Consider the following 15,668-nt stretch of genomic DNA (forward strand, 5'->3'; position numbering starts at 1 on the left):
CGGCCGGGGTGTCGCCGGTCGGCGTCAGGAGGCCCGGGACCGCCCCCGGGCCGTCCTCAGCGGAGGGTAGGCCGGGTGGCGTGTTCCAGCTCGATCAGCGCCGAGTGGTAAGGGTGCCCGGTGGCCCGTTCCATACCGATCTCGCACATCCGGTTCGCCGACAGATAGGCGTCGTAGGGGCGGCGGGCGACCTCGGCCGCCTCCTTGGCCGTCGCCGAGTCGGTCAACTCCTTGTGCAGCATGCCCCGGTCGCCCGCGAAGGCGCAGCACCCCGCGTCGTCCGGGACCACGACCTCATCGGCGCAGGCCTCGGCCAGCGCGCGCAACTGTCCGACGTCACCCAGGTGTTCCATGGAGCAGGTCGGATGCACGACGGCCGAACCGGCGGTGCGGAACACCGTCAGCCTCGGCAGCAGTTCGTTGGCCGCCCACACCAGCGAGTCCACGACGGTCAGTTCGCGGTGCAGCGCCCGGTTGTCCTCGCTGAGGTAAGGCACCACCTCGTCGGCGATGCCGAGCGTGCACGAGGAGGCGTCCACGACCAGCGGCAGCGTCCCGCCCGCCGTCCAGCCCCAGGCGGCCTCCACGATGCGGTTCGCCATGATCCTGTTGCCCGCGTCGTATCCCTTGGAGTGCCAGATCGTCGCGCAGCACGTCCCCGCGACGTCCTCGGGGATCCACACCGGCTTTCCGGCCCGCCCGGAGACGGCGACCACCGCCTCCGCCAGGGAGAGGCCGGGGCGGCCGTCGGGCCCGGCGAAGATGCGGTTGACGCAGGCCGGGTAGTAGACCGCGCTCGCCCCGACCCGGGGGGTGCGCGGCAGCCGCCGGGCCGCGGCACCGGGGATCTGGGGCAGCCACTCCGGTACGAGATCGGGGCGCACGGCCTTGCGGACCAGGCGCGTGACGGCCTGGAGCGGACCGTCGCCCACCCGCTCCCCGACCGCGTCGGCCACTCCCACGGCGAGCCGCGCGGAGGCCTCCACCGCCCGGAAGTTCTTCGCGGTGAGCGCGGCGATCCGCTCCTCGCGCGGGGTGTGCCTGCGGTGCCGGAAGCCCTTCATCATCGCCCCGGTGTCGATGCCGACCGGGCAGGCGAGCTTGCAGGTGGAGTCCCCGGCGCAGGTGTCCACGGCGTCGTATCCGTAGGCGTCCAGGAGCCCGGCCTCGACCGGCGAGCCGTCGGCCTGGCGCATCATCTCCCGGCGCAGCACGATCCGCTGGCGCGGAGTGGTCGTCAGGTCCTCGCTGGGGCAGGTCGGTTCGCAGAAGCCGCACTCGATGCACGGGTCGGCGACCGCCTCCACCTTCGGAATGGTCTTCAGGCCCCGCAGATGGGCTCGCGGATCCCGGTCCAGGACGATGCGCGGAGCGAGCACCCCCGCCGGATCGATGACCTGCTTCGTCCGCCACATCAGCTCGGTGGCGCGTGGCCCCCACTCCCGCTCCAGGAACGGCGCGATATTGCGTCCGGTGGCGTGCTCCGCCTTGAGCGACCCGTCGAAGCGGTCCACGACCAGCGCGCAGAACTCCTGCATGAACGCGTCGTACCGCTCGACGTCGGCCGGCTTCGCCGCGTCGAACGCCAACAGGAAGTGCAGATTGCCGTGTGCGGCATGCCCGGCCACGGCGGCGTCGAAGCCGTGGCGCGACTGGAGCTCGAGCAGGGCCTCGCAGGCGTCCGCCAGCCGGGCCGGCGGCACCGCGAAGTCCTCCGTGATCAGGGTGGTGCCCGAGGGGCGGGACCCGCCGACCGCCGTGACGAACGCCTTGCGGGCCTTCCAGTACCCGGCGATCGTCCCGGCGTCCCGGGTGAACGCGTTGGTGACCGACGCGGCCGGAGCGACCAGGTCGAGACCGGCGACGACGGCGTCGGCCGCCCGCTCGAACGCCTCCTGGCCCGCCTCGTCGGCCGCCCGGAACTCCACCAGCAGCGCCGTCGTCTCCCGGGGCAGCGCCGCCCAGTCCGCCGGGACGCCCGGCACGCTGACGGAGGCGCGCAGCGTGTTGCCGTCCATCAGCTCCACCGCGATGGCCCCCGCCTCGTTGAACCGGGGCACGGCGGCCGCGGCGGCGGTGAGGGAGGGGAAGAACAGCAGGGCGCTGGAGACCCGGCGGTCCAGCGGCAGGGTGTCGAAGACGACCTCGGAGATGAAGCCGAAGGTGCCCTCGGAGCCGACCATCAGACCCCGCAGGATCCCGGCCGGCGTCGCCCCGTCGAGGAAGGCGTCCAGGCGATAGCCGTTGGTGTTCTTGATCGTGTACTTGGCGCGGATCCGGGCGGCCAGCTCCCCGTCCGCCTCGATCTCCGCCTTCAGCTCCATCAGCCCCGCGCACAGCTCCGGCTCGGCGCGGGCCAGCTCCTCGTCGGCCGCCGGGTCGGCCGTGTCGACGACGGTGCCGCTCGGCAGCACGAAGGTGAGCGAGGCGAGCGTCCGGTAGGAGTTGCGGGTGGTGCCCGCCGTCATGCCCGAGGCGTTGTTGGCGACGACGCCGCCGACGGTGCAGGCGATGGCGCTGGCCGGGTCGGGGCCCAGCAGCCGGCCGTGGCGGGCGAGGGCGGCGTTGGCCCGCATCACCGTCGTCCCCGGCCGGATCCGCGCCCGCGCCCCGTCGTCCAGCACCTCGACGCCGGTCCAGTGGCGGCGTACGTCGACGAGGATGTCCTCGCCCTGCGCCTGGCCGTTGAGACTGGTGCCCGCGGCCCGGAACACCACGTCACGGCCCTTGCCATGGGCGTACGAGAGGATCGCGGAGACGTCGTCGAGGTCTTCGGGGACCAGCACGACCCGGGGAAGGAAGCGGTAGGGGCTGGCGTCGGACGCGTACCGCACGAGGTCCGAGATCTTCCAGAGCACCTTGTCCGCGCCGAGCAGAGCGGTCAGCTCGCCGCGCAGCGGCTCCGGGGTGCCGCCCGCACTGCGGTCGGTGACCCGGTCGGGGGCGGGTTCCCGTGCCGTTCCGGGGCGCAGGGCTTCCGGGTCGGGCTCCAGCAGCGGCATGTCGGACATCCCCTCGGCGCGGTGCTCAGCAGCGGCGCTCCGGCATTCCGTCGACCAGAGCGGACAGCAGACCGCCGAGCACCTCGCGCTGATCGGCGGTCAGTGGAGCCAGGATCTCCTCTGCGGCCGCCCGGCGCGCGCTGCGCAGGGACCGCAGCGTGGCGCGTCCCTCGTCCGTGATCTCGATGCGGACCACTCGGCGGCTGTCGGGATCCGGGGCCCGCCGCACCCGGCCGCTCGCCTCCAGCGCGTCGACCAGCGTCGTCACGGCGCGCGGAACGACGTCCAGGCGACGGGCGAGATCCGCCATCCGGGGGGCCGCGTCGTACTGCGCGACGGTCCGCAGGAGCCGGAACTGGGCAGGAGTGATGTCGACCGGCTCCAGCTGGCGGCTCTGGATGCGGTGCAGCCGACGGGTCAGCCGCAGCAACTGCTCGGCGAGCATGCCGTCGGTGTCGGGCGGACCGGGGGAGCCGAGCGGACCGGGGGAATCTGGGACGTCCATACGGGAACAATATCAGGACCTAGTTCATTGTGAGTATAGGTAACAATGAGCTAGGCTCTCCCTGTGCGACGGCCGGGTCCGCCCGGCCGCGCCTCACGCCCGACGAAGGAGCCCATGAAACCCGACGCACCCACGTGGACGCCCCCACCCGACGCCCTGACCGACGCCGCCCAGCCGCCCGCCGAGCTGCGCCGCATCCTCCGCCTCTTCCACCCCTACCGCGGCCGCCTCGCCGTCGTCGGCCTGCTGGTCGGGGCCTCCTCCCTGGTGTCGGTCGCCTCCCCGTTCCTGCTGCGCGAGATCCTGGACACCGCCATCCCGCAGGGCCGCACGGGCCTGCTGACCCTGCTGGCGCTCGGCATGATCCTCACCGCCGTGGTGACCAGCGTCTTCGGCGTGCTCCAGACCCTGATCTCGACCACCGTCGGTCAGCGGGTCATGCACGACCTGCGCACCGCCGTCTACACCCAGCTCCAGCGGATGCCGCTCGCCTTCTTCACCCGCACCCGCACCGGCGAGGTCCAGTCCCGCATCGCCAACGACATCGGCGGCATGCAGGCGACGGTCACCTCCACCGCGACCTCGCTGGTCTCCAACCTCACGGCCGTCATCGCGACCGTCGTCGCCATGCTGGCCCTCGACTGGCGGCTCACCGTCGTCTCGCTGCTCCTGCTGCCGGTCTTCGTCGCGATCAGCCGCCGCGTCGGCCGGGAGCGCAAGAGGATCACCACCCAGCGCCAGAAGCAGATGGCCGCGATGGCCGCCACGGTCACCGAGTCCCTCTCGGTCAGCGGCATCCTCCTCGGCCGCACCATGGGCCGCTCCGACTCCCTCACCCGGGGCTTCGCCGAGGAGTCCGAGCGCCTGGTCGACCTCGAAGTGCGCTCCAACATGGCCGGCCGCTGGCGGATGTCCACGATCGGCATCGTGATGGCCGCCATGCCCGCCGTCATCTACTGGGCGGCCGGACTCACCTTCGCGTCCGGTGCGGCCGCCGTCTCCATCGGCACGCTGGTCGCCTTCGTCACGCTCCAGCAGGGGCTGTTCCGCCCGGCCGTCAGCCTGCTCTCCACCGGCGTGCAGATGCAGACCTCCCTCGCCCTCTTCCAGCGCATCTTCGAGTATCTGGACCTCACGGTGGACATCACCGAACCGGAGAAGCCGGTCCGCCTGGAGAAGGTCCGCGGCGAGATCGCCTTCGAGAACGTCGACTTCAGCTACGACGAGAAGAACGGCCCGACGCTGACCGGCATCGACATCACCGTCCCCGCGGGCGGCACCCTCGCGGTCGTCGGCTCCACCGGCTCCGGCAAGTCCACCCTGAGCTACCTCGTGCCCCGGCTGTACGACGTCACCGGCGGCCGGGTCACGCTCGACGGGGTCGACGTCCGCGATCTCGACTTCGACACCCTCGCCCGAGCGGTGGGCGTCGTCTCCCAGGAGACCTACCTCTTCCACGCCTCGGTCGCCGACAACCTCCGCTTCGCCAAGCCGGACGCCACCGAGGAGGAGATCGAGGCCGCGGCCCGCGCCGCGCAGATCCACGACCACATCGCCTCCCTGCCCGACGGCTACGACACCCTGGTCGGTGAGCGCGGCTACCGCTTCTCGGGCGGCGAGAAGCAGCGTCTCGCCATCGCCCGCACCATCCTGCGCGACCCCCCGGTGCTGATCCTCGACGAGGCGACCAGCGCGCTCGACACCCGTACGGAACAGGCCGTGCAGGAGGCCATCGACGCCCTGTCCGCCGGACGGACCACGCTCACCATCGCGCACCGCCTGTCCACCGTCCGCGACGCGGACCTGATCGTCGTCCTGGAGGACGGCCGGGCCGCCGAGCGCGGTACGCACGAGGAACTGCTCGGCCGGGACGGCCGTTACGCCGCCCTGATCCGCCGTGACTCCCATCAGGTCCCGGTGCCGGCCCCCTGACCTCGCCCCCGCCCGGACGACCGGTCCCCGGCGTCACCGGCCCCTGATGTCACCGGCGCGGTGCGTGTACGGCATGATCGCCGCGCATGAGAGCTCTTCTGGGGGCGGAACTCCCCGGCTACCGCACCGTTGACACCGACACCTGGCTGAACGACCACGGCGATGTGCTGTCGTTGCACTTCTTCGACCTGCCGCCGGATCTGCCGGCCGCCCTGGACGACGGCCCGGCCCTGCGCCACGGACTGACCCACTTCACCGCACAAGCGGGCGGCGGGCTCATCGAGGCATCGGTGAAACGGCTGGGCGAGCTGCCCGCCCTGCGCCAGATACTCAAACTGCCGCTGCCGGGACAGCCCAGCGGTCAGGCGTTCATCGGCAGCTTCACCGTGCCCCGCGCCGGATGCAGCACCGTGGTGAAGATCCAGGCGGCCGAGCGCGGCATGACGGGCATGCGGGAAGCCGTGGTGCTGGCCAAGCTCGGCCCCGCCCAGTACTTCCGGCCGCACCCCTACGCCCCCGAGGTCCAGGGCGGGCTGCCCTTCCACGCGGCGGACCACGCGCAGTGGGACGCGGAATTCCCGGACCATCCCCTCACCCGGGTCCGCCGGACGCTCGACGTCCTCGCGACGGCGGTGACAGTCGCTCCCGAGTTCGCCGCGCTGCCGCCCTTCGCCGGACCGGCCGCGGCGACCGGCTGAGCAGCTCGGCTCCGCACACGCAGCGGCGCCGCCGCTCCCGTGGGACGGGGAGCGACGGCGCCGGGTGGAGCGATGGTCAGACGAGCCAACCCACGAAGTGGACGACGCCGGCAAGCAGGTTGGTGAGGAAGTTCATCTGGTCTTTCTCCTTGAACGTGGTGCATCTGTGGGACTGCGCAGTAGCGGTCTGCAGCCCGTTGACTGCGCTCTGCAATCATCACGCCCCGGACGAGTGAAGAGCAACGAATCCCCTGACGATCACGCGTTCCAGCGAACACCCGATCCCTTGTTCGTGTGTTCTGGGCTTCGTCTGTTCTGTGCCTCGTCTGTTCCGGTCGCGCGGGTACGGCGTTCGTGTCGCCCGCGCCGACGCCGTGGCCGAGCTACCGGCCGTGGCTCATGGCCCGGGTTAACGTGCGCGCATGGTGAACGCGTCCCCGGACACCCGCCCCCGCCGCAGACTCCGCCCGACGCGCCGCGGGAAGGCCGTCCTGGTCGTCGGCGCACTGCTCGTCGTGTCGGCCGCCGTCCTGATCCCGCTGGTCCTGACCGGATCGGACGAGGGCGGGCAGAAGAAGGAACAGCCGCGGAGCACCCTCATGATCCCCGAGGGCCGTCGCGTCTCCCAGGTGTACGAGGCGGTCGACCGGGCGCTCGATCTGAAACCCGGCAGCGCGCAGAAGGCCGCCTCGACGGTGGACCTGGCTCTGCCCGCCCAGGCCGAGGGCAACCCCGAGGGGTACCTCTTCCCCGCCACGTACCCGCTGGACGCCGCGACCGAGCCGGCCGGCCTCCTGCGCTACATGGCCGACACCGCCCGCAAGCACTTCGGCGAAAGCCATGTCGCAGCGGGAGCCCGGCGCAACAACGTCTCCGTCTACGACACGGTCACGATCGCCAGCATCGTCCAGGCCGAGGCCGACACCGCCTCGGACATGGGCAAGGTGGCCCGGGTCGTCTACAACCGGCTGCTCAAGGACATGCCGCTGCAGATGGACTCCACCATCAACTACGCCCTGAAGCGCTCCACCCTGGACACGACGACCGCCGACACCCAGCTGGACAGCCCGTACAACAGCTACCGGATCAAGGGCCTGCCGCCGACGCCCATCGGCAACCCGGGGGAGGAGGCCCTGCGCGCGGCCGTCAGCCCGACCTCCGGCCCCTGGCTGTACTTCGTCACGGTCGGCCCCGGCGACACCCGGTTCACCGACAGCTACGACGAGCAGCTCAAGAACGTCGAGGAGTTCAACCGCAACCGCGGCTCCGCCACCACGAGCTGACCGGGGCCGCCGGCGGGGGAGCTCAGGCCCCCGGGACCGGGGCGCCGACAACCGCCCCGGCTTCCTCGTCCGCCCGCCCGCCGCCGGTCTCCTTCAGCAGCCGCATGACCGACCGGACCGCCGCGCGGCCCGCGCGGTTGGCGCCGATGGTGCTGGCGGACGGGCCGTACCCGACGAGATGCACGCGCCCGTCGCGAACGGCCCGGGTGTCCTCGGCCCGGATGCCCCCGCCGGGCTCGCGCAGCTTCAGCGGTGCCAGATGATCCACGGCGGGCCGGAACCCGGTGGCCCAGAGGATCACGTCCGCCTCGACCGTGCGGCCGTCGTCCCAGGCCACGCCGCTCGGCGTGATCCGGTCGAACATCGGCAGCCAGTCCAGCACCCCCTGCTCCCGGGCCCGTCGCACCGCATCGGTCATCGGCAGCCCGGTCACGCTGACCACGCTCCGCGGCGGCAGCCCGTTGCGTACCCGCTCCTCCACCATGGCCACGGCCGCCCGCCCCCACTCCTCGGTGAACGGCCCCTCACGGAAGACCGGTTCGCTGCGCGTCACCCAGAAGGTCTCGGCCGCGTGCCCGGCGATCTCCATCAGATGCTGCGTGCCGGAAGCGCCGCCCCCGACCACCACGACGCGCAGGCCCGCGAACTCCTCGGGCCCCGGGTAGTTCGCCGTGTGCAACTGCCTCCCCCGGAACGTCTCCTGGCCCGGGTAGCGCGGCCAGAACGGCCGGTCCCAGGTGCCGGTCGCGTTGATCAGGGCACGTGGCGCGTAGGTCCCCCCGGACGTCTCCACGAGCAGCCGCCCGCCGCTCCCCTCCCGTACGGCGCTCACCTCCACCGGGCGGAGGACCGGCAGACCGAAGCGGTCCTCGTAGGCGGCGAAGTACGCGCCGATCACCTCCGACGAGGGCCGGTCGGGGTCGGCTCCGGTCAGCTCCATGCCCGGCAGCGCGTGCATCCCGTGGACCTTGCCGTACGTCAGCGAGGGCCAGCGGAACTGCCAGGCGCCGCCCGGCCGGGGCGCGTGGTCCAGCACGACGAAGTCCTCGTCCGGGGCGAGTCCGACGCGGCGCAGGTGGTAGGCGGCGGACAGCCCCGCCTGACCCGCGCCGATCACGACCACGTCCAGCTCACGCACCCCAGAAATGTTCACGCTTCTACTAACTGCTCGGGGCTCCGGGATCTTCCCGTACGGGGGAGGGTCCCGGAGCCCCGGCGTCGCCTTCCGCCCGGCGGCGGGTCTCAGCGCCCTCCGGCGAGCAGCAGGGGAGCCCGGCCCGCAACCGGGGCGGTCCGGCTCTCCGCGCCGGTCCCGCCCAGCAGCGGCGACGCGGGAACGGTCGACAGCAGTCCGCGCCGTGCCAGCTCGGGCGTGACCCCCTCGCCGAACCAGTACGCCTCCTCCAGATGCGGATACCCGGAGAGCACGAAGTGCTCCACCCCCAGCGCGTGGTACTCCTCGATCCGGTCCGCGACCTCCGCATGGCTGCCCACCAGCGCGGTGCCCGCTCCGCCGCGCACCAGACCGACACCGGCCCAGAGGTTCGGTGCGATCTCCAGCTTGTCCCGCGAACCGCCGTGCAGCGCCAGCATCCGCTGCTGCCCGACCGACTCGCTCTTCCCCAGCGCCTGCTGCGCCGCCGCGATCGTGTCCGGGTCGAGGTCGCCCAGCAGCCGGTCCGCGGTGGCCCACGCCTCCCGCGAGGAGTCCCGCGAGATGGTGTGCAGCCGGATGCCGAACCGGACCGTGCGCCCCTGCTCCTCGGCCAGCCCGCGGATCCAGTCGATCTTCTCCTTCACGGCGGCGGGCGGCTCGCCCCAGGTGAGATAGACATCGGCGTGCGCGGCGGCCACCGGCCCGGCGGCCGCCGAGGACCCGCCGAAGAAGATCTCCGGCAGCGGGTCCGGCGGCAGCGCGGTCAGCCCGCCCTCGACCTGGTAGTGCTCACCGTCGAAGTCGTAGGGCTGTCCGCTCCACGCGCCCCGCACCACCGACAGGAACTCCGCGGTCCGCGCGTAGCGCCGGTCGTGGTCCAGGTGGTCCCCGAACCGCCGCTGCTCCGTGGAGTCGCCCCCGGTCACCACGTTGAGCAGCAGCCGCCCCCGGGTGATCCGCTGATAGGTGGCGGCCATCTGGGCGGCGAGCACGGGCGAGATGACCCCCGGCCGGAACGCCACCAGGAACTTCAGCCGCTCGGTGTGCTGGGCGAGCGCCACTGTGGTCAGCCACGCGTCCTCGCACCATGTGCCGGTCGGTGTCAGCACGGCCTCGAAGCCCAGCTGCTCGGCGGCCTTGGCGATCTGGGCCAGATACTCGATGTCCGGGGCGCGCACCCCGCTCACCGGAGTGATCCGGTCGCGCTTGATGCCGCCGTCGGTGTACGCGTGCCGGTCGACGAGCGTCCGGCCGTCGCCTCCGGTGGGCAGGAACCAGTGCAGATGGACGTTCACGAGGAGGCCTTTCCGTAGGAGCGCGGTGCGGTGGAGGAAGGGGGGAGGTCACGGTTGAACCGGGTGTCGACGTAGTCCTCGAAATCGAACCGCCGGGGAATCAGCTTCAGTTCGGCGAAGGTGTCGGCGATCTCCTGCTCGGAGGCGATGGCCGCGGCGTCGATCGCGACCGGGACACGGGTGCCGTAGCTGAGCTTCACGGCGTCCAGCGCCACCTCGTAGGGCAGCCCGGTCTCCTTCGCCCAGACCTTCGCCCACTCCTCCGGGTGCTCGAAGACCCACTTCTGGGCCCGCTCCAGCCGGACGAGCAGATCGCCGATGGCCTTCGACTTCTTCCTGTCCTCGAGCGATGCGGGCGAAGCGACCTGGAACCCGAGGCCGTTGACGACGCCTTCGCCGGTCGTGAGGATCCGGGCGTCCGCCGTGCGCAGGACCTGCGAGGTGTACGGGTCCCAGATCGCCCAGGCGTCGACCTTGCCCCGGCTGAACGCGGCGAGAGCGTCGGCGGGCTGGAGGTAGTTCAGCTTCACGTCCTTGATCCCGAGGCCGGCCTGCTTGAGCGAGGCGACCAGCTGGAAGTGGGCCGAACTGCCCTGCGCCACGGCGATGGACCTGCCCTTGAGCTGGGCGGGCTTCTTCAGCGGCGAGTCCTCGGGCACGACGATGACCTCACCGGCCGGCGAACCGTGGGTGGCGCCGACGACCGCGATGTCCGAGTCGGCCCCCGCGGCGAAGACGGGCGGCGTGTTGCCGACGCCGCCGATGTCCACGGCCCCGGCGCTCACGGCCTCCAGCAGGGGCGGTCCTGAGGTGAAGGTGGACCACTTGATGCGGTAGTCGAGGTCGTCGAGCTCTCCGGAGGACCGCAGGATCGCCTCGTAACCACCTTTCTGGTCACCGACGTTGAGCGTGAGACTGCCCTTCCCGTCGGTGCTGCCGCCCGAGTTCGCGGAGGAGGCCCCGCCGCAGGCGGAGAGGAGCAGGGCGAGGGGAAGGAGCAGGGCGGGCAGGGTGCGGCGTTTCATGAGGTGTCTCCGTGATGGGGGGGTGCGTGCGAAGCGGTACGGGGGAGGGGGCGGGCTCAGGCGTCCGCGGCGGCAGGTGCGGTGCCGGCAACTGCGGTGCCGGATCCAGAGCCGGGGCCGGGGCCAGAGCCAGAGCCGGACCCAGATCCAGAGCCGGGGCCGGTGTCCGCATCGACCTCGACGCCGAGCTCGGTCAGCAGCCGCGAGCGCAGGGCGGTGAAGCCGGGTGCGCCGACACCGCGCGGCCGGTCCAGTGCGACGGGCGTGTCGTAGGCGATCCGTCCGTCCCGCATCACCAGCACCCGGTCGGCCAGCAGGACCGCCTCGTCCACGTCATGGGTGACCAGGAGCACCGCGCAGCCGCGCCGCTGCCAGAGCTCGGCCACGAGCTGCTGCGCCTTGATCCGGGTCAGGGCGTCCAGCGCGCCGAAGGGCTCGTCGAGCAGCAGCAGATCGGGCTCCCGCACCAGGGCCCTGGCCAGCGAAGCGCGCTGCGCCTCACCGCCGGACAGCGTCTTGGGCCACGCCCCGGCCCGCTCCGCCAGCCCGACCTCGGCCAACGCCTGCTCGGCGACGGCGCGTTCGGGTTTGCCGGGCAGCCCGAGCAGGACGTTGCGCCAGACCCGCTTCCAGGGCATCAGGCGAGGAGCCTGGAACGCGACCGCGCGCCGGCGGGGCACCAGGACGGTGCCCGAGATCTCCCGGTCGAGCCCGGCCAGCACCCGCAGGAGAGTCGACTTGCCGCAGCCGCTGCGCCCGAGCAGCACGGTGAACTCGCCTGCCCTCAGGGTGAGATCGAGGTCGTCGATGACCGCGCGCCCGTCGAAGGCGCGGGTGAGCCCCTCGACGCGTACGGCGGCCTCCGGGTCGACGGCAGACGATGCGGGACCGGAGCCGGTGCTGGTGCCGGTGCCGGGGGTGGATTTCACTGGCCGGTGAAGGTCGGTCGCCATTGCAGCAGCAGCCTTTCGAGGATCCGGACGATGATGTCGGCGGTGAGGCCGAGGAAGGCGTACACGACGAGACAGACGACGATCACGTCGGTCCGGAAGAACTCGCGGGCCTGGTTCATCAGGAACCCGATTCCGGCGTCGGCGTTGATCGACTCGCCGAAGACGAGCGCGAGCCAGGCCGTCGCGAGCGAGTAGCGCAGACCGGTCATGGCCCCTGGCAGCGCCCCCGGCAGCACCACATGCCGGACCAGCCCCCAGCGCCCGAGCCCCAACGACTCACCGGCCTCGATCAGTTGGGCGTCGACACCCCGGATGCCCGCATACACGTTGAGGTAGAGATGAAAGGCCACCCCGAGCGCGATGAGCGCCACCTTCGGCGCCTCGCCGATCCCGAGCCAGATGATGAACAGCGGGATCAGCCCCACCCAGGGCACGGTGCGCAGCATCTGCACGGTCGCGTCGACCAGATCCTCCCCGAGCCGCGAGAGCCCCGAGACGAGCGCGAGCGCCGTGCCGATCACCCCGCCGAGTAGGAGCCCCACGATCACCCGCTGGAGGGAGACGCCCATCGCGGCGGGCAGCGTCCCGTCGGCCACGAGGTCGGAGCCCGCGCGGGCGATGGTCCCCGGAGAGGCGAGGACATCGGGATGCAGCACCCCTGTGGCGCTGAACACCTGCCACAGCACGAGCAGCAGCAACGGTCCCACCGCTCGCCGCACCCACCGCGGGGCGGACCGCAGCCGGGACCGGCGGACGGATGCCGGAACAACCGCCTCCAGCTCGGGCGGGGTGCGCGTCGGCGCGGAGGATTTTTCCGGAGCTACGGATATGTCGGGTGGTGGTGCATGGCTGACGGTCATGAGGGCTCCACGGAAGGTCACGCACGGAGTGTGTGGGGGGACGGGGGCGAGTCGACAGAGCGAGAAAGCGATCGGGGTGATCGATCGAGCGGCGAGGCGGCAGAGCCTGGCGCCCCTGCCCACGCGCCAGGGCCGGTCGGGGACCGGCAGGGTGGCGGAGGGCAGGGTCGGACGGCGCGCTCAGCGGGGGCTGGACGGCGCGAAGCCGGGCGCGACTACGGCAGGGTGACGGCCGGAGGGCCGCAGGAGCGGCCGCATGGCCGAAAGCGGCCCGGTAGTCGCTGAGAGAACGTCAGCAGCCGCGACAACACGCGGCGGAAGCCACTCGCAGCAGGTCGATGTGACCGCGCGAAGTGAGCAGAGCTGATCGGAACATGTCGCTGAACGTAGCCATCCGGTCGGGGCACGGTCAATGGCGTCTCGCAGCGTGGACGTGTCATCTCACCGCGAGGAGAGAAGATGGAGGCATGTCCGATTCCTTCACCACCACGGTCCTGAACATCACCACGGGTACGGCCGAGAGCGTCACGGACCTGACATGGGCCTGCGAGGAGTTCCTCACCCGCACCGCGCCGGGCCGCGACGGCCTGCTCAACGTCTTCGTCCCCCACGCCACGGCCGGCATCGCCGTGCTGGAGACCGGCGCGGGCAGCGACGACGACCTCCTGGCCACCCTCCACCACCTGCTCCCCGCCGACGACCGCTGGCAGCACCGCCACGGCAGCCCCGGTCACGGCCGCGACCACGTACTCCCCGCTCTGGTCCCGCCCCACGCCACGGGAGTTCCCCCGGGCCATGGCCTCGCTCCTCGTCCAGGAAGACGTCGACCTCGACCTCGACGTCGTCGTGGTCGGCAACGGCTGCGCACCCGAACAGGTCCCCGCTGGTGTCCGTACGGTCACGCTGCCCGAGAACGTCGGCATCCCCGAAGGCCGCAACGTAGGGGCCGACAACGTCAAGGGCGACTACCTCTTCTTCTTCGACAACGACGCGCACCTGCCCGGCACCGACACCCTCGCCCGGCTCGTCGCGGAACTCCGCCGTGATTCCCAACTCGCTTACGTACAACCGCGCATCAGCGACCCCGACACCGGTGTGACCCTCCGCCGCTGGGTACCCCGCCTGCGCGCCTCCGACCCCACCCGGCCCGGCGTCGTCACCGGCTTGGCTGAGGGCGTCGTCATGGTGCAGCGGGACGCTTACGACCGCGCCGGCGGCTGGCCGGGAGACTTCTTCCTCTTCCACGAAGGCGTCGAACTGGCCTGGCAGCTGTGGAACCTGGGCTGCACCGGCCGGTACGTGCCCGACATCGTCGTCCACCATCCCGCCACCAACCCGGCCCGGCATGACACCTTCTATCGGCTCAACGCCCGCAACCGCGTCTGGGTCGCCCGCCGGAACCTGCCCCGTCTCCTCGTCCCGCTCAACCTCGCTACGTGGGTCCTGATCACCCTGTGGCGCATCCGTGACCGCCAGGCACTTCGCGTCACGCTCGCCGGGTTCCGGGAAGGGCTCTCCGGCGGTCAGGGTCCAAGGCGTCCAATGTCCTGGCGAACGGTGCTCCGACTTACGAGGGCCGGCCGGCCGCCAGTCTTCTGACCCGACGGGTGTTCTGGGCCCTGAAGCCGGCAAACGGCTACGCCGAAGCCGACCCTTCAGCGAGCCCTGAAGGAGTTCCCGGGCCCCGCAGAGATCAACTCGACCCTTTCGGCTATGAAGCCGACCTTGTTCGGATTCGGATCGCCTCCGCTCGAGCCGAGCCGAACAAAGCCCTGAGTGAACGACGCGCTTCGTCCTGAGCCCTGTGGGGGCCGCCACCCCCGGCCGCACTCAGCCGGATCACCCCTATGAACTGCACGTTTTTCGCCTTGGTGCGGTTCTCGCCTTCTGGCCGCCTCGGCCTGGTTCCAGGTGTTCTTCTGTCTGTTCCTGGCCGCTGTTGGAAATGCGTTGGTCATGCGCCCCTCCTGGGGCGGGTACTTCCAGCAGCCGCGCCAGAGGCCGACGTGGCGGGCGTCCGACGGAGTCAGCTCCATCGTCACTTCTGTACGTCGTGCTTGGGTCCAACCCTCTGATCGACGGGCTCGTTCCGGCGGGAGCGCAGGCGGATGGCTGCTCGACTTTCCAGCCGTGCCTCGCGTCTTGCAAACAGGGGACATTCAGCGATGGAGCGGCCGCAGGCAGCATCGGCGAGTGGCAGCCTGGGCCGATGAGGTGAACCCTGCTGAGCGCCTTGCGAGTCTCTGGTCCGACGCTGGTTCTGGGCCTGAGGCTGGCGGCGGCCAGGTCGAGGCCGAGGCCCTACCGGAGTTCCCGGGTCACGCCGTCACGCCGCCCGCCTGGGAGCTCCGGTACGCGCATCTCCCCGCGTCTGGTCAATGATCCAGTCCAGGGCGTGGGGGCCCGTGCTGTAGGCGGGAGCCGTACGCCATATCTGAGCGAAGACGCCGACCAGGGCATCCTTTGCCTGGTCCACGGTGGCAAGCCTGGATCGCAGGAGGGCGAGAAGCAGCGGCGCGACAAGGTCATACAGCTCGGCCAGGGCTTTCGTGCTGCCGTGGGCGATTCGCACCAGCAGGTCATCTGCCCGCGCCGTTGCTCGTCCGGGGACCACGCACGCAGCGTTCGGCGAGCGACCGGCACTCCCATGCCGCTGCCGTGTCCCAGTCTCCAATTCCTTCACACATCTCACCCTAGCGGTGCTCCGGCCTCCGCCTGGACCCGAACGTCCTTGCCGACCGGACAGGCCGTGAAGCACGTCACCCCGGAGTGGCGTCCGAGCTGTGAACATCGCAGGGGCGCATGACTCCCATTGAGGACTCGCGACGGACGCTCGTCGGTAGTCGGCAGTACGACCCGGCCAGGCTCTGGGTCGTCTCCACACCTTCTGGGCCGCTCGGGCAACACGGCCCTTCGGGAGCAGGTGGTGGACGATGTAGGGCCGCTTCCTGTGGCCCAC

General features: G+C 71.5%; 12 protein-coding genes and 1 pseudogene. 5 read left to right on the forward strand and 8 right to left on the reverse strand.

Going from position 1 to position 15,668, the window contains the following annotated elements:
- Positions 1-56 precede the first annotated feature (56 nt).
- Together ACH4UK_RS30745 and ACH4UK_RS30750 are read right to left on the reverse strand one after the other, a co-directional pair.
- Positions 57-3,002, reverse strand: coding sequence for an FAD-binding and (Fe-S)-binding domain-containing protein (locus ACH4UK_RS30745; RefSeq protein ID WP_398361531.1), 2,946 nt, complete (start codon positions 3,000-3,002; stop codon positions 57-59).
- A 25-nt stretch (positions 3,003-3,027) separates the two neighbouring features.
- A complete protein-coding gene (locus ACH4UK_RS30750; protein ID WP_398361533.1) occupies positions 3,028-3,507 on the reverse strand; it encodes a MarR family winged helix-turn-helix transcriptional regulator in 480 nt (159 codons plus the stop codon).
- Positions 3,508-3,621: 114 nt separating this feature from the next.
- Between ACH4UK_RS30750 and ACH4UK_RS30755 the strand changes: the two genes are divergently transcribed.
- The 3 genes from ACH4UK_RS30755 (at position 3,622) to mltG (ending at position 7,420) form a co-directional block, all read left to right on the forward strand.
- Positions 3,622-5,439: an ABC transporter ATP-binding protein gene (locus ACH4UK_RS30755; RefSeq protein WP_398361535.1), complete on the forward strand. Its 1,818-nt coding sequence runs from the start codon at positions 3,622-3,624 to the stop codon at positions 5,437-5,439.
- Positions 5,440-5,525: 86 nt separating this feature from the next.
- Positions 5,526-6,137: a hypothetical protein gene (locus tag ACH4UK_RS30760; protein ID WP_398361537.1), complete on the forward strand. Its 612-nt coding sequence runs from the start codon at positions 5,526-5,528 to the stop codon at positions 6,135-6,137.
- A gap of 422 nt (positions 6,138-6,559) precedes the next feature.
- Positions 6,560-7,420 carry an endolytic transglycosylase MltG gene (gene mltG / locus ACH4UK_RS30765; protein ID WP_398361539.1) on the forward strand — a complete coding sequence of 287 codons (861 nt, stop codon included), beginning with the start codon at positions 6,560-6,562 and terminating at the stop codon, positions 7,418-7,420.
- 22 nt (positions 7,421-7,442) lie between these two features.
- On the opposite strand, the gene ACH4UK_RS30770 is transcribed toward mltG, so the two are convergent.
- The 6 genes from ACH4UK_RS30770 to ACH4UK_RS30795 all read right to left on the reverse strand — a co-directional run bounded on the left by ACH4UK_RS30770 (position 7,443) and on the right by ACH4UK_RS30795 (position 13,103).
- Positions 7,443-8,558, reverse strand: a complete 1,116-nt coding sequence (locus ACH4UK_RS30770) for an NAD(P)-binding domain-containing protein (RefSeq protein ID WP_398361541.1) — start codon at positions 8,556-8,558, stop codon at positions 7,443-7,445.
- 104 nt (positions 8,559-8,662) lie between these two features.
- Positions 8,663-9,871: an LLM class flavin-dependent oxidoreductase gene (locus tag ACH4UK_RS30775; protein WP_398361543.1), complete on the reverse strand. Its 1,209-nt coding sequence runs from the start codon at positions 9,869-9,871 to the stop codon at positions 8,663-8,665.
- The gene (locus ACH4UK_RS30780; RefSeq protein ID WP_398361545.1) at positions 9,868-10,896 is read right to left on the reverse strand and encodes an ABC transporter substrate-binding protein; all 1,029 of its coding nucleotides are present in this window, start codon (positions 10,894-10,896) and stop codon (positions 9,868-9,870) included. Before ACH4UK_RS30780 ends, ACH4UK_RS30775 begins: the two co-directional genes overlap by 4 nt.
- Before the next feature lie 56 nt (positions 10,897-10,952).
- A complete protein-coding gene (locus ACH4UK_RS30785) occupies positions 10,953-11,849 on the reverse strand; it encodes an ABC transporter ATP-binding protein (RefSeq protein ID WP_398361546.1) in 897 nt (298 codons plus the stop codon).
- Positions 11,822-12,709, reverse strand: coding sequence for an ABC transporter permease (locus tag ACH4UK_RS30790; RefSeq protein ID WP_398361548.1), 888 nt, complete (start codon positions 12,707-12,709; stop codon positions 11,822-11,824). The genes ACH4UK_RS30785 and ACH4UK_RS30790 overlap by 28 nt, the downstream gene beginning before the upstream one ends.
- A 292-nt stretch (positions 12,710-13,001) precedes the next feature.
- The gene (locus ACH4UK_RS30795; protein WP_398361550.1) at positions 13,002-13,103 is read right to left on the reverse strand and encodes a putative leader peptide; all 102 of its coding nucleotides are present in this window, start codon (positions 13,101-13,103) and stop codon (positions 13,002-13,004) included.
- Positions 13,104-13,176: 73 nt separating this feature from the next.
- Between ACH4UK_RS30795 and ACH4UK_RS30800 the strand changes: the two are divergent.
- Together ACH4UK_RS30800 and ACH4UK_RS30805 are read left to right on the forward strand one after the other, a co-directional pair.
- A pseudogene (locus ACH4UK_RS30800) lies at positions 13,177-13,488 on the forward strand (YjbQ family protein); the annotation flags it as partial.
- Positions 13,489-13,504: 16 nt separating this feature from the next.
- Positions 13,505-14,308, forward strand: a complete 804-nt coding sequence (locus tag ACH4UK_RS30805; protein WP_398361552.1) for a glycosyltransferase family 2 protein — start codon at positions 13,505-13,507, stop codon at positions 14,306-14,308.
- Positions 14,309-15,668 lie beyond the last annotated feature (1,360 nt).

Source organism: Streptomyces sp. NPDC020884, from assembly GCF_044333935.1.
Taxonomy (GTDB): Bacteria; Actinomycetota; Actinomycetes; order Streptomycetales; family Streptomycetaceae; genus Streptomyces.

Bases quoted from the DNA above. Each gene is read 5' to 3' on its own strand.
- ACH4UK_RS30745 (WP_398361531.1), bottom strand. From the start codon at position 3,002: ATGCCGCTGCTGGAGCCCGACCCGGAAGCCCTGCGCCCCGGAACGGCA.
- ACH4UK_RS30750 (WP_398361533.1), bottom strand. From the start codon at position 3,507: ATGGACGTCCCAGATTCCCCCGGTCCGCTCGGCTCCCCCGGTCCGCCC.
- ACH4UK_RS30755 (WP_398361535.1), top strand. From the start codon at position 3,622: ATGAAACCCGACGCACCCACGTGGACGCCCCCACCCGACGCCCTGACC.
- ACH4UK_RS30760 (WP_398361537.1), top strand. From the start codon at position 5,526: ATGAGAGCTCTTCTGGGGGCGGAACTCCCCGGCTACCGCACCGTTGAC.
- mltG (WP_398361539.1), top strand. From the start codon at position 6,560: ATGGTGAACGCGTCCCCGGACACCCGCCCCCGCCGCAGACTCCGCCCG.
- ACH4UK_RS30780 (WP_398361545.1), bottom strand. From the start codon at position 10,896: ATGAAACGCCGCACCCTGCCCGCCCTGCTCCTTCCCCTCGCCCTGCTC.
- ACH4UK_RS30785 (WP_398361546.1), bottom strand. From the start codon at position 11,849: ATGGCGACCGACCTTCACCGGCCAGTGAAATCCACCCCCGGCACCGGC.
- ACH4UK_RS30790 (WP_398361548.1), bottom strand. From the start codon at position 12,709: ATGACCGTCAGCCATGCACCACCACCCGACATATCCGTAGCTCCGGAA.
- ACH4UK_RS30795 (WP_398361550.1), bottom strand. From the start codon at position 13,103: ATGGCTACGTTCAGCGACATGTTCCGATCAGCTCTGCTCACTTCGCGC.
- ACH4UK_RS30805 (WP_398361552.1), top strand. From the start codon at position 13,505: ATGGCCTCGCTCCTCGTCCAGGAAGACGTCGACCTCGACCTCGACGTC.